At 59.8% G+C, this 12,675-nt stretch carries 13 protein-coding genes; 8 read left to right on the top strand and 5 right to left on the bottom strand.

Annotated elements, in window-relative coordinates; translation table 11 throughout:
* Position 1: 1 nt before the first annotated feature.
* Complete coding sequence (gene fliS, locus OP495_RS01170; protein ID WP_280566598.1) at positions 2–400, bottom strand: flagellar export chaperone FliS; 399 nt, start codon at positions 398–400, stop codon at positions 2–4.
* A gap of 10 nt (positions 401–410) precedes the next feature.
* Positions 411–1,793 (bottom strand): flagellar filament capping protein FliD, encoded by a 1,383-nt coding sequence (gene fliD / locus OP495_RS01165; protein WP_280562150.1) that lies wholly within the window; start codon positions 1,791–1,793, stop codon positions 411–413.
* Between the two features lie 249 nt (positions 1,794–2,042).
* Here fliD and OP495_RS01160 point away from each other — a divergent pair, with 249 nt between their 5' ends.
* The 8 genes from OP495_RS01160 (at position 2,043) to OP495_RS01125 (ending at position 7,551) form a co-directional block, all read left to right on the top strand.
* Positions 2,043–2,543 (top strand): hypothetical protein, encoded by a 501-nt coding sequence (locus OP495_RS01160; RefSeq protein WP_280562152.1) that lies wholly within the window; start codon positions 2,043–2,045, stop codon positions 2,541–2,543.
* Positions 2,544–2,614: 71 nt separating this feature from the next.
* On the top strand, positions 2,615–3,229 hold the full coding sequence (locus OP495_RS01155) for a CBS domain-containing protein (RefSeq protein ID WP_280562153.1): 615 nt from the start codon (positions 2,615–2,617) through the stop codon (positions 3,227–3,229).
* A gap of 70 nt (positions 3,230–3,299) precedes the next feature.
* Positions 3,300–3,788 (top strand): hypothetical protein, encoded by a 489-nt coding sequence (locus OP495_RS01150; RefSeq protein ID WP_280562154.1) that lies wholly within the window; start codon positions 3,300–3,302, stop codon positions 3,786–3,788.
* 45 nt (positions 3,789–3,833) lie between these two features.
* Positions 3,834–4,871 carry an asparaginase gene (locus tag OP495_RS01145; protein WP_280566595.1) on the top strand — a complete coding sequence of 346 codons (1,038 nt, stop codon included), beginning with the start codon at positions 3,834–3,836 and terminating at the stop codon, positions 4,869–4,871.
* A 132-nt stretch (positions 4,872–5,003) separates the two neighbouring features.
* Positions 5,004–5,759 carry a 7-cyano-7-deazaguanine synthase QueC gene (gene queC, locus OP495_RS01140; protein ID WP_280562156.1) on the top strand — a complete coding sequence of 252 codons (756 nt, stop codon included), beginning with the start codon at positions 5,004–5,006 and terminating at the stop codon, positions 5,757–5,759.
* Positions 5,759–6,403 carry a 7-carboxy-7-deazaguanine synthase gene (queE, locus tag OP495_RS01135; protein ID WP_280562157.1) on the top strand — a complete coding sequence of 215 codons (645 nt, stop codon included), beginning with the start codon at positions 5,759–5,761 and terminating at the stop codon, positions 6,401–6,403. Before queC ends, queE begins: the two co-directional genes overlap by 1 nt.
* On the top strand, positions 6,403–7,242 hold the full coding sequence (locus tag OP495_RS01130; RefSeq protein ID WP_280562158.1) for a 6-carboxytetrahydropterin synthase: 840 nt from the start codon (positions 6,403–6,405) through the stop codon (positions 7,240–7,242). Before queE ends, OP495_RS01130 begins: the two co-directional genes overlap by 1 nt.
* A 48-nt stretch (positions 7,243–7,290) precedes the next feature.
* The gene (locus OP495_RS01125; RefSeq protein WP_280562159.1) at positions 7,291–7,551 is read left to right on the top strand and encodes a YkgJ family cysteine cluster protein; all 261 of its coding nucleotides are present in this window, start codon (positions 7,291–7,293) and stop codon (positions 7,549–7,551) included.
* 101 nt (positions 7,552–7,652) lie between these two features.
* On the opposite strand, the gene OP495_RS01120 is transcribed toward OP495_RS01125, so the two are convergent.
* The 3 genes from OP495_RS01120 to lon form a co-directional block, all read right to left on the bottom strand.
* The gene (locus OP495_RS01120) at positions 7,653–9,461 is read right to left on the bottom strand and encodes a SurA N-terminal domain-containing protein (RefSeq protein WP_280562160.1); all 1,809 of its coding nucleotides are present in this window, start codon (positions 9,459–9,461) and stop codon (positions 7,653–7,655) included.
* Between the two features lie 233 nt (positions 9,462–9,694).
* Positions 9,695–9,967 (bottom strand): HU family DNA-binding protein, encoded by a 273-nt coding sequence (locus tag OP495_RS01115; protein ID WP_280562161.1) that lies wholly within the window; start codon positions 9,965–9,967, stop codon positions 9,695–9,697.
* Positions 9,968–10,143: 176 nt separating this feature from the next.
* On the bottom strand, positions 10,144–12,552 hold the full coding sequence (gene lon, locus OP495_RS01110) for an endopeptidase La (protein ID WP_280562162.1): 2,409 nt from the start codon (positions 12,550–12,552) through the stop codon (positions 10,144–10,146).
* Positions 12,553–12,675 lie beyond the last annotated feature (123 nt).

Genomic DNA, 12,675 nt, shown 5'->3' with positions numbered 1-12,675 from the left:
GTCATGATCCATCCACTTGCGGGGCGATTTCGCGCCAGGCCGAACCGATATCTTCCAGCAGATGCGCGGCCTCGTCGAGCGCGACTTGATCGTTGCGCAAGTTGGCTCTCAGCAACAACCGCGCGATATAGTCATACAAACTTCCCAAGCGCTCCGACAGTTCACCGCCGCGCTCATGATCGAGCGCCGCCGCCAACCCATTATTGACAATATTCAAGGCCTTGGAAATTGCCTGCCCCTTGGCGGAGATATTGCCATCCTCCATGTGCATTTTGGCAGCCCGGATGGAGGCTTGCGCGCCGTCGAAAAGCATCACGATCAACTGATGGGGGCTGGCCGACATCACCCCGGATTCAACGCCGACACGGGCATAGGCCTGGGCACCTCGCATCATATTCATGATAGTTCCCCTACTGATTCATTTGTGCGTTCAAGCTGTCGAATTGCTGGGTCAGATAAGAACTCGTCGAGTTCATTTGCGACACCAGCGAATCCAGTTCGGCGAATTGCGTGCGGTAGCGCGCCACCGTCGCATCGATGGAGTCCTGCATGCTGGTATAACGTTCACCCAGGCGCTCGATAGAGGTATCGATACCGCTGGTGGCCGTACCCAGTGTTCCGCCATCATCGAGCAGGTTGCCCAACACCGTGTCCAGGCTGGCGGCGAACCCGTCACGTTCTTCATCGTCGACATCACCGACGAAAAACGCGCTGACACTGTCGAGATTGCCGTCGATCGCTTCGTCCAGGGCCTCATCGTCAACCTCGAGCGTGCCATCGAGTGCCAGGGAAATCCCCATGTTGGACAACAACGCAAATTCACCGTCCCCAACATGCCCCATGGCATTGCGCAGTTGCGACTCAACGCCTCGCAGCGTGGAATTGCCAAGCAGCTCTCCCGCCGCTCCGGACTCGGCATCGAACGACGTCAGGCTCGACATGCGCTCTTGCAGCGAATTGTAGGCTTTGACGAAATCATCGAGAGAATCCTTGACCGCGCCATCGTCGCGGCTGAGCGTCAGCGCATCCGACTCTCCCTCATTGGTCGCCTGCAAGTCGAACGTCCCCCCTTGTAACGCCCCTTCGACATGATTGGAGGCACTGGTGATGGCGATACCATTCACGCTCAACCGTGCATCCTGCGCGGCCACCGTTTGACGCATGTCGCTGGCATCGGGATCCGCCGCATCAAAGCCGAAAGCCGCCTGTAACGCCGCATCCTCGGAAGAAATCGCGATTTGGTTCACTTCACCCGTCTCGGTGGCGGTCAGTACCAGGCGCTGGGGTTTATCGCTGCCATCATTGATGATCGAGGCACTGATGCCGGCATCCTTCGCATTGATCGCGTCCCGCAAGCCTTCCAAGGTGTTGTTGCCATCGTCGAGGGTAATGGCAAACGCCTCGTCGCCAACGTTGAAAGAAAGCTCGCCGGTGTCGAGCTCGGCTTCTTTTTCGAAACCCTCGGAAGCAAGCGTCTGCGACCGGGCCAAGGCGCTAACCTCGATCTGATAACGCCCCGGGACGGCCGTGTTGTCGGTCGATACGCTGACGGCATCGCCCTGCATCTTGCTGCTCAGCGCCTGGAAGGTCTCGGGATCACTGAGCGCCGTTGCCGACTCGCGCAGCGAGTCCAGCGCACTTTCCAGGCGCCCAAAGGCTGACAGCTTGGCTTCGTAGTTTTTCTTCTGTTCGGTAATCGGTTCTAGCTTCGCGCTCTCGGCTTTTTTCAAATCGTCCAGCAAGCCACTCAAATCCAGACCCGAACCGACACCCAGGGAAGTAATCGTAGGCATGACATGCCCTCAGCGAGTAGGTTGATCTTTTTACCATGAGGCTCGCCGACGCTAGCGCCGAAAAGACTAACTTTACGAGCTCTATTCATACATCGGCCCCAGGTGCGTAAACTTTAGCCCTTGCGCGTGATCATTTCTGACGGCTCGAGGCAGAGCAACGCGTCCCGCCCCGAGCGTCGACGCTGGCAATATCACGCCTCGATGCGCGATGATAGGTAACTCGAATCGACCTCAGGAGCCACAGCCACGATGGACTCGACATCGCTTTTCGCCGACTACGCACGCTGGCAACGCTTTCAACGTCAAGACCAGCTCCATCGCGAACATGACGCTGCCGTGCGTAAACTGGCCGAGTCAGGCGCCATGGCGTCGCGTGTCGCCGAAGGCTACCGCAGCATGGCGGAAAAAGGTGCCGCCGAGGGCGCTTGTTACCGTACGCTATTTTTGCGTCAGCGCGCTCATGAAGACTCGCTGGCATGCGAAGGCTGGCTCTTTGTACGCCGCGTTCTTGCCGAAGGCGGTATTACGCGTGTACGCGGCACGCTGCTTGAAAGCTTCACACTCGAAGACGGCAGCCTCACGCCTGGCGACAAGCCAGCGCTCAAGGTCACACTGGATATTTACGACGAAATTCTCGTCAAACGCACCATGCAAATGGGGTGCCGCATCGACCGTCAGGATGACGATCGCGACATCCATTTCATTACTTTTCTCGACAGTGTCCGTGGCGATCTTCGCCAGCACATGTAAATCCTGCCCGCCAAGCCTCGTCCAACGGTTTAGACGCGGCTTGGCGGCTCAGCTAATGGGGCAAATCCATCATGACGACATCTCCTTCACCGAGCCTCTATTCCACGCTGACCCTATCGGAGCTGGACGGCGTCACCGGCATCGCTCAACCACGCGCCACACGTCACAAGCTGACGCTGGAAAGCCCAGCGGCGCGACTCTTGACCGATTTCAGCACGCAGCGTGCCCAGACCATCCTCACCTCCAACACCATCTCGCAGGCCCTCAACACCATGAAACAGGCAGGCGTTCGCTTGCTCATGGTCATGGGGCCAGACGGGCGATTCACCGGTGTCATCAACGCTCGCGAGCTAGTCGGAGGACGCAAGATCACCATCGCCATGCAGAAACATGATGTGCCGCGCGAGGAAGTCACCGTGGATATGATCCAGACGCCACGCGCGCAGTTGCACTCACTGCCGCTAGCTCAGTTGGAAGCCGCTCGAGTCGGCGAGCTCGTGGAAACGCTCAAGGCATCCGGCGACCAACACTTGTTGATTACTGCACCCGGGGAGCAGGCCCCGATCATTCGCGGTTTGGTTTCGGCCTCCGATATAAGCCGGTCGTTGGGAATCGACCTCGATCACCCACCGGAAGCGCGCAGCTTCGCCGCCATCTGCCAAGTCATTCTCGGGCACGACCTGTAATACACGCCTCACCGGGGTCGGGGCCACCCCCGAGCCCGGCGGCGCTTATCGACGGCCGAAGGAGTTTTGCATGCTCGAGTGGTTGCAAGACCGCCTATCCCGCCAACACGGTATTGCCATCTGGGTCATCAAACAATTCGACGACACGACCTTGCACCTTTGCGGCAAGGGGATGGCAGGGGGCACGGAGCGGATGTCGCGTCGCCGATGCACATTGGCCCGCGGCACATTCGTGGGGCCGGTGCGCATCGGTGAGCACCATGAGGTCTTGCACTCCGATCTCTTCGCACGATTACCGCTACGCGACGAATTACGTCTGATCAATGAGCGCGAAGCCGAGTACGACGGTCGACGTTATTACGTCTCCTGGGTCCCCGAGCGTTGCTGGCGCTTTCAGGGGCCTTTGATTTCTCAGCCCCAGCGCAACGACGGCAAGTTGCGCTTCGTCAGCCACGAGGACGTCGCTGCGATACGCGAAAAGACCGCCGCCCTGAACGCCTCGACAACGCCATCACGCACCTCCGATGGGTGGTCGCTGGCCGAACGAGACAACGACTAGCTATCATCGCGCCATCCCGATATCTTCCCGGACATCCGTGACACCATGACTTCCAACACCGTTCTCGTTCTTTATGCAGGCGGCACCCTGGGCATGCTCGACGGGCCTAGAGGGCTCCGCCCCGGTAGCGACTTCGAGGCGCGTCTGCGCCAGGCCTTCACGCATCTCGCCGCGTACCGGCGCGATGCCATACCGCCTTTCGAAATGCTCGAATACACGACGCCCATCGACTCGAGCAGCGCCACGCCCGCCGACTGGCAACGCCTGGCGCGTGACATTGCCGAACGCTATGCGGACTATGCCGGCTTCGTGGTCCTGCATGGTACCGATACGTTGGCGTGGTCCACCTCGAGCCTAGCCTTCCAGTTGCAAGGCCTGGGCAAACCCGTCGTCGTAACAGGGGCACAGAAACCGCTGGAAATACCCAACAGCGATGCGCTCGATAACGTCGAAACGGCGCTGCGCTTCGCTGCTCAGACGAATCTCACCGAAGTGGCCATCGCCTTCGACGGCAAACTCATGCGCGGCTGCCGCACCCGCAAATGGGATACTCAAGCGTTCAATGCTTTTCACGCCCCCAACTGGCCGCTGCTGGGCGAGATCATCGATGACGAGCCGGTCCTCTATGCCGCGCGATGTCTTTCGCCTAGCGGTGCGCCACGCTTCGAGCTACCCGATTTGGTGCCCACGTCGGCGGTCATACGCCTACCACTGTGGCCCGGCATTCAAGCACGCCAGATCGCGCGACTGCTCGACGACGACACGGTACACGGTGCCGTTCTCGAAAGCTGGGGGAGCGGCAATATTCCCGAAGACACTGCCCTGGCGAGCGAGCTGGCCGCCGCCAGCAGCCGTGGCACCATGCTCGCCGTCATCAGCCAGTGTCCGCACGGCCCCGTGACACTCGGCACATATGCCAGCGGCAATGTACTCAAGGATATCGGCGCCCTCGCCGGCAACGACATGACGCCCGAAGCGGCATTTACCAAGCTCGTCCATCTGGTATCACAGCCGTTGCCCGAGGCCCAGCGCCGGCGCCAGTTTCTAGCCTCGCTATGCGGCGAACGCAGCGCGCTGAGGTGACGCCACGCTAGCCGGCGAATGGTTCGCCGGTTACACTGTGCGCGCTTCGTCCGGACCGGATCCCGGGCGTGTTTCCCGCGAGTGTCGTGACATTTGCGGGAGGCTAAAAATTCTCCGCTCAGGACAAATCTCATGACCGACACACCGCACCATGCACCTCAGCCCGCCAGCGCTGGGGCAAGCTCTCTGACCGCGCTCACTACACCCGACGATACCGCCAAGGCCGTGGTCATATACTCCGGCGGGATGGACTCCTATACCGTTCTGCATCGCGCCTTGAGCGCCGGGTTCGACGTCCACGCCTTGTCGTTCCACTACGGCCAGCGCCACTCGCGTGAACTCGAGACGGCAAGCCAGGCCTGCCAGCAGTTGGGCGTCGCCCACCAAGTGGTCGACATTCGCGCGATCCACGGCCTGATCGGCAATTCCGCCCTTACCGATGCCGATCGCGACATGCCCGGGGGCGACTACGATGCCGACAACATGGCCGCTACGGTAGTACCCAATCGCAACATGATCCTGCTCTCGCTGGCCATCGGTCACGCCATCAACATCGGTGCCAATGTCTGCTTTTATGGTGCCCACGGCGGCGATCACGTGCTGTATCCCGACTGTCGTCCCGAATTCGTCGAGCGGGTTAATGACGTCGCCGCCATCGCCGACTTCAATCCCGTGCGCATCGCGGCGCCCTATTTGCACGCCAGCAAGCACACCATCTTGGCCGACGGCCTGGCGATGGGGCTCGATTACGCCCAGACCTGGACCTGCTACCTGGGAGGCGAGTACGCCTGCGGACAATGCGGTAGCTGCCGGGAGCGTCTGGCGGCCTTCGCCGCGCAGGGCGTCGATGATCCCCTGACCTATGCTGCGCCGGAGAAGATGTCGTAATGTACAGCGTCAAGGAAGCTTTCTATACGCTCCAGGGTGAAGGCGCCCGCGCTGGGCGTGCCAGCGTGTTCTGCCGCTTCACGGGCTGCAATCTCTGGTCGGGGCGTGAACGCGACCGCGCCACCAGCCACTGTCGCTTTTGCGACACTGACTTCATCGGTACCGACGGTCAGCACGGCGGTCGCTTCGAGGACGCCCAAGCCTTGGCGACCCATCTCATGAGCCTCTGGCCTCATGCGCAGGAGACCGCCGTGCCCTACGTGGTCTTCACCGGCGGCGAGCCGTTGCTCCAGCTCGACACACCACTCATCGAGGCCATGCATGCCCAAGGGTTCGAAATCGCCGTCGAGACCAACGGCACGCTCGCACCGCCCGACGGCATCGATTGGCTATGTGTCAGCCCCAAAGGCGATGCGACGTTGCGCATCACGCAAGGCGATGAGCTGAAACTGGTGTTTCCGCAGTCCGATGCCATGCCCGAACACTTCACGCATCTCGCCTTCAGGCATTTTTTCCTGCAGCCGATGGATCTCGCGCCACGCGGCGGACAAGGCACGACCATGCGGGACACCGTGTCTTACTGCCTCGCTCATCCACAGTGGCGCCTGGCGCTGCAAACCCACAAGATCGCGGGAATCGACTGATGACGCTTTTCGTCAACCACCTTACCCATATCGACGCCTCGCTGTGGTCTCCCGAACTTGGCTTGACCGGCGTTAGCTGGCATGTCGATGCCGAGCTCGACGGCGCACTCGGCCCCGACGGCATGCTGTTCGACTTCGGAGAGGTCAAACCCTGGATCAAATCGCGGCTCGACGAGGGCCTCGACCACACCCTGCTGGTACCGACCCAAGCGCCCGGGATCCAAGTGCTCGATTGCGCCGAGGGGCTCTGCCTGCGCACGCAATTCCCTTACCCCATGGAGCTCCGGGGCCCGCGTCAAAGCTTCACTCTGCTGCCCTGGTCGGAGATCACCACGCAGCAATTGGCCACGCATCTCTCCAGCGAACTCAGCCGTCGTCCTCCTGCCAAGGTGGAGACAATTCGCCTGCGTTTGCGCGATGAAGACATCGAGACGGCCGCCTATACTTACAGCCATGGACTCAAGCACCATGCGGGCAATTGCCAGCGTATCGCCCACGGCCACCGCTCGCGCCTGCATATCTGGCGGGACGGTCAACGCGCTCCCGAACTGGAGCACCAGTGGGCGCAGGCACTGGATACTTGCTACTTGATCCACGACGAGGATCTCGCGCCACAGGCCGATGAGTCTCTGGATACATTAAGCATCGCCTATCACGCCGATCAGGGGCGGTTTCATCTGACGCTTCCCCGTGAGCGCTGCCATCTACTCTCCACGCCCACGACCATCGAGCATATCGCTGCCTGGCTGGCAGAAAAGATAGCCCAAGAGACATACGGTCGGATTCGTGTGCAGGCTTTCGAGGGAATCGACAAGGGCGCCATCGCCGAATCAGCGTGACCGAGACGTCCAGTACATCACCCATTATTCGCTATACGGAACACCTCCATGTCTTGCCGCGTCGGTTGCGGCGCGTGTTGCATCGCGCCGACCATCAGTTCCCCCATTCCCGGCATGCCCACAGGCAAGCCGGCGGGCGTGCGCTGCGCGCAACTCGATGACGACAATCGCTGCCGCCTGTTCGGCGATCCCCGGCGTCCCACCGTTTGCCATGACTTCGATTACGATCGCACGATTTGCGGCGACAGTCGCGAAGAAGCACTGACCATACTCGAGGACCTGGAGCGGCATACCGACACGTATTCCTGAGCCTCGCTCCTTGGCCCTCCATTGATAAGCACGTTCCTGCACCAATAAAAAAAGCGCGGCTCCAGAAGCCGCGCTTTTTTACCTTTACCCGTGGGCCTCGATCAATGACGCTCGATCTCGGCTTCTTCGCGCAATGTCTCGGTCAAGCCTTGGATAGCGGCCTGCGCACGCAACCGTTGGGTCATTTGCGTGCTTTCACTCGCGTCACCGGTACCCCCGTCGCGTACGTCGGTCAATTCGATGACGACGACCCCTTCATCGGTAGAAGCTTGCCCGAAGCTGCTGCCCTGCTCGGGATGTGGCAGGCGGAACGCCTTCTGCAACACGCTGTCGGGCGCGTTGTCGCCATCGCGCGTAGCCTCCTCGATATCCTGCCAGTCGAGTGCTACAGATTCCCCATTCTTGAGCGCCTCGACCAATGTTTGGGCGCGGGCTTGCAGCGCTTCGCGTGTCTTGACCTTCTGGGTCGCTTCACGCACCTGGTCCTTCACGTCATCGAGCGGTAGGGTCGTGGCATCACGATGGTCGGTGACACGCACCACGGCACGGCGTTGATCGTCGAGTTCAAGCACATCGCTGTTATAGCCATTTTCCAGCACATCTTCGCTGAAGGCGGCATCCATCACGCCAGGCTCAGCGAGCACGCCATCGGCACTGTCCCTTGAGACCCAGTCGCTCGTCCGCATCTCAAGGCCGAGCTCGTCAGCAACGCTCTGTAAGTCCTCTGCCGCATAGCTTTGGTCTTCCAGCGCCTGAACCTGCTCGTTGAATGCATCACTTGAGTTGTCGAGACGCACTTGCTCGGCGAGCTGGTCGCGCCTTTCATCGAAACTGGGAAAATCGATGTCGGTGACCTTGATCAGATGCAGGCCATCGCCGCTATCGACGACCGACGAAACGTCGCCTTCGCTCAACGAGAACGCAGCATCATCGAACGCTTCGCCCAAGAAGCCGCGATTGATCACACCGAGGTCACCGCCTTGGTCGGCGGATGCCGTATCGTCGGAGTATTCGGCCGCCACCGCTGCAAAGTCTTCACCGTTGTCGAGCTTGTCCTGCGCTTTCTCGATACGCGTCATGGCCTCGTCGCGAGAACGCTCATCGCCATAATCGACCATGATGTGTGCGACTTCGCGAGGAGCGTCCTGACGCTCTTGCGCGTAAGCGTCTCGCACTTGCTGCTCATCGACGTCGACATCCCGAGCCACCTCTTGCTGATCCAGCACGACGTACGCGATCTTGACCTGCTCGGGGCGCTTATACTGATCTTGATGCGCGTCGTAATAGGCCTGCATGTCATCTTGGCTCACCTCGACCGAGGTATCGAGATCGTCTGCCGTCAACTCAGCATAGCGGAAATCACGCGTCTGATTTTCCAGGGCCTGCAAGCGTTTGGCTTCCCCTGGCAACACCAAAGTCGACAGTCCGATACCCTGCTGAAGCTGCTGACGCTTCATGTCACTGCGCAGTTCTTTACGAAACGACAACGGCGTGTAGCCCGCTTGAGAAAGACGGTTGGAGAAGACGTCCTGAGAAAAACTGCCCTCTGAATCCTGGAACTCAGGACGGCTCACGATGAGCTGATCGATCTGAGCGTCGGAAAGGTGCATCCCCCCTTCTTCAGCGTATTGATCCAGCAACTCCGTAGAGATCAATTGATCGGTGACTTGTTTACGCAGCTCGCGTTCTTGATCGGGCGGTACTTGCCCGGAGCGAATCGCACGCTGGACCTGCATCTCGACCGCTCGCTTGCCGATCGGCTCGCCATTCACGGTCGCGGCGTCATCACTGCCGGAGGTGAAGACCCCGACCAGGGACTCGGCCCCGAAAAGCGCGAACGTCACTATGATCGCACCCACGATCACTCTGGCGGTCCACCCTTGGGAGCCTTCTCGAATTCGTTGCAGCATGCTTGCCTCGACGTGATGGAGATTCTTGAAACCAGAAGGAATTATACCGGCATCGAGTGTACCCCGGTCAAAATGGGGTCACACTTCCAGCACAGCCACCGGCATGAAAAAGGCGCACCGCTTACGCGATACGCCTCTTTGGCTGGACCGAACCGACACGACATTTCGCTTCAAACACGGCTTTCGTCATGCGTCGCGCTCATGACGACCACTTCGGCCCCGCTCGACCGGTCTTAGTTGACCGAGTCCTTGAGCGCCTTGCCTGCCTTGAACGTCGGCACCTTGGCAGCGCTGATTTCAATCGTCTCACCGGTCTGAGGGTTACGACCGGTGCGCGCGGCACGCTCCTTGACGGAGAATGTGCCGAATCCAACCAGTGCGACGGAATCGCCCTTTTTCAGACTATCGGAGACGGTCTCGACCATGGCGTCGAGCGCACGGCCTGCAGCCGCCTTGGGAATGTCGGCAGATGCAGCAATGGCTTCGATCAGCTCGGACTTGTTCACACTTCACCCCTTGACTGTTTCGGTAATGACTGGAAATCGGCGCGAAACTTCCACTTCCTGAAGCGTCACAACAAAGGCTGGAATTTATAGCAATGCTACGAAACTCTTGTCAAGAAAGCTTCACGCCGAGCCGCGCCATGCGCGGTTTTATACCACGACATGGCCGCTAAATTCTGTCAATGCGTGCTGATGTTGGAACGCGGAGGTTGACTAGTTTCCGCTAGGGAATCACCGGTTTCAACCTCTGCCTTTCCGACCAGCGCCGCGTCGAGAACTTCATCAATCCATTTAACGGACCGGATATCCAACGCATCCTTGATATTGTCCGGCACCTCCTTGAGATCCCGGCGGTTTTCCTCCGGTATTAGCACCGTCTTTATACCACCGCGTCGCGCCGCCAGCAATTTCTCCTTGAGACCGCCGATCGGCATCACTTCTCCACGCAGATTGACTTCACCGGTCATCGCCACGTCACAACGGACCGGACGCGCGGTATACGCCGACACCATCGCGGTGACCATAGCGACGCCGGCACTGGGACCGTCCTTGGGCGTTGCCCCTTCCGGCACGTGAATGTGCAGGTCTTCCTTCTCGAAACGGTCGGGGTCGATGTCCAGCGCCTTGGCACGCGCCCGCACCACGGTATGCGCGGCATCCACGGACTCCTTCATGACATCGCCAAGCGACCCCGTCTTGTTGAGACGCCCCTTGCCCGGCGATACCACCGACTCGATATTGAGCAACTCACCACCCACCGATGTCCAGGCAAGCCCGGTGACACGCCCTACCTGATCCTGCTGATCGGCCAGGCCATAGCTATGACGACGCACACCGGCGTAGGCTTCGATATCCGATGCGGCAAGCAATTGAGGACCTTGCGCACCTTGCTGCTTCTCGGCCTCGACACGCTCGCGCAGTACCTTGCGGCTGACCTTGGCGATTTGGCGCTCCAGTTCGCGTACGCCCGCTTCACGCGTGTAATAGCGCACAAGCTCAAGTAGCGACTCGTCGGAGAAGTTGAGTTCTTCATCCTTGAGACCATTGGACTTGAGCTGCTTGGGCACCAGATACCGTTTGGCGATTGCCAGCTTCTCGTCCTCGGTGTAACCGGGCAACCGAATGATTTCCATGCGGTCGAGCAACGGCTCGGGAATGTTCATCGAGTTCGCAGTACAGATGAACATGACATCGGACAGGTCGTAGTCCAGCTCCAGGTAATGATCGCTGAAGCTATTGTTCTGCTCGGGATCGAGTACTTCGAGAAGTGCCGATGACGGGTCACCCCGGTGATCCATGCCGACCTTGTCGACCTCGTCGAGCAGGAAGAGCGGATTGCGCACTTCGGCCTTGCTCATGCGCTGAATCATCTTGCCCGGCAACGAACCGATATAGGTACGCCGGTGACCACGGATCTCCGACTCGTCGCGAATCCCGCCCAGTGCCAGGCGCACATAGCGCCGGTTGGTGGCCCGCGCGATAGATTGCCCCAACGAGGTCTTGCCAACCCCCGGGGGGCCCACTAGGCAGAGCACAGGCCCCTTGGGCTTCTTGACACGTTTCTGGACGGCAAGATACTCAAGAATCCGCTCCTTGACCTCTTCCAGGCCATGGTGGTCTTCATCGAGCACTTTCTGCGCGTTCACCAAGTCGTGCTTGACGCGCGAGCGCTTCTTCCAGGGGACCGCCACCAACCAATCGAGGTACGAACGCACAACAGTCGCCTCGGCCGAGGTCGGCGCCATCATCTTGAGCTTGCCCAACTCCTGACGCGCCTTCTCGGCCGCTTCCTTGGGCATGCCCGTGGATTCGATCAGTTGCTCATACTTGTCGGCCTCATTGGGCGCATTCTCGAGCTCACCCATTTCCTTCTGGATGGCTTTCATCTGCTCGTTGAGATAATACTCGCGCTGCGACTTCTCCATCTGGTCCTTGACGCGCGAGCGGATGCGCTTTTCCACCTGCAGCAAATCGATCTCGGATTCGATCAGCGCCATCAGGTGCTCGATACGATCACGCACCCGGTCCATCTCGAGCAATTCCTGCTTGTCGCCGATCTTGAGCGACAGATGAGCACAGATGGTATCCACCAAGCGGCTGGGGTCCTCGATGCCGGACAACGAATCGAGGACTTCGTTGGGCACCTTCTTGGACAGCTTGACGTACTGCTCGAACTGATTGAGCAGCACCCGGACCAGCGACTCCTGCTCGCGTTCGGTCAATGTCTCGCTTTCACGGCGCAAAGCCTCGGCAGAGACGTAACCCGCATCGTCCTCATGGATATCGCGGACGTCGGCACGGTAATCGCCTTCGATCAATACCTTGACGGTGCCATCGGGCAGCTTAAGCAGCTGCATGATTTCAGCTACCGTACCGACATCGAAGAGATCGCCGAATTCCGGTTCGTCCTGACCGGCTTCGCGCTGGGCAACGAGCAATATCCGCTTGTCGTTTTCCATGGCCGTCTCGAGCGCGCGAATCGACTTCTCGCGCCCCACGAACAGCGGAATCACCATCTGCGGGTAGACAACCACGTCCCGCAGCGGCAAAAGGGGAAGACTCAAGGTCTGTTCAGCGTTCTGCTCCATCGCAGACGTTCCTCAACTAATTCGGTGCATGGGCCGCGAGACGGCACTAATGCCAGAGAAATGGGGGCGCATCCAGCATGATGCAACCGTGCAGCCCGTAGGTTTCATGGCTCCAGACGGGGA

This window comes from Chromohalobacter sp. 296-RDG (genome assembly GCF_029889885.1).
GTDB lineage: Bacteria > Pseudomonadota > Gammaproteobacteria > Pseudomonadales > Halomonadaceae > Chromohalobacter.
This window is presented reverse-complemented; position numbering and strand designations above follow the sequence as displayed.

Coding starts and splice junctions, on each gene's coding strand:
- fliS (WP_280566598.1), bottom strand. CDS start 400: ATGAATATGATGCGAGGTGCCCAGGCCTATGCCCGTGTCGGCGTTGAA.
- fliD (WP_280562150.1), bottom strand. CDS start 1,793: ATGCCTACGATTACTTCCCTGGGTGTCGGTTCGGGTCTGGATTTGAGT.
- OP495_RS01160 (WP_280562152.1), top strand. CDS start 2,043: ATGGACTCGACATCGCTTTTCGCCGACTACGCACGCTGGCAACGCTTT.
- OP495_RS01155 (WP_280562153.1), top strand. CDS start 2,615: ATGACGACATCTCCTTCACCGAGCCTCTATTCCACGCTGACCCTATCG.
- OP495_RS01150 (WP_280562154.1), top strand. CDS start 3,300: ATGCTCGAGTGGTTGCAAGACCGCCTATCCCGCCAACACGGTATTGCC.
- OP495_RS01145 (WP_280566595.1), top strand. CDS start 3,834: ATGACTTCCAACACCGTTCTCGTTCTTTATGCAGGCGGCACCCTGGGC.
- queC (WP_280562156.1), top strand. CDS start 5,004: ATGACCGACACACCGCACCATGCACCTCAGCCCGCCAGCGCTGGGGCA.
- queE (WP_280562157.1), top strand. CDS start 5,759: ATGTACAGCGTCAAGGAAGCTTTCTATACGCTCCAGGGTGAAGGCGCC.
- OP495_RS01130 (WP_280562158.1), top strand. CDS start 6,403: ATGACGCTTTTCGTCAACCACCTTACCCATATCGACGCCTCGCTGTGG.
- OP495_RS01125 (WP_280562159.1), top strand. CDS start 7,291: ATGTCTTGCCGCGTCGGTTGCGGCGCGTGTTGCATCGCGCCGACCATC.
- OP495_RS01120 (WP_280562160.1), bottom strand. CDS start 9,461: ATGCTGCAACGAATTCGAGAAGGCTCCCAAGGGTGGACCGCCAGAGTG.
- lon (WP_280562162.1), bottom strand. CDS start 12,552: ATGGAGCAGAACGCTGAACAGACCTTGAGTCTTCCCCTTTTGCCGCTG.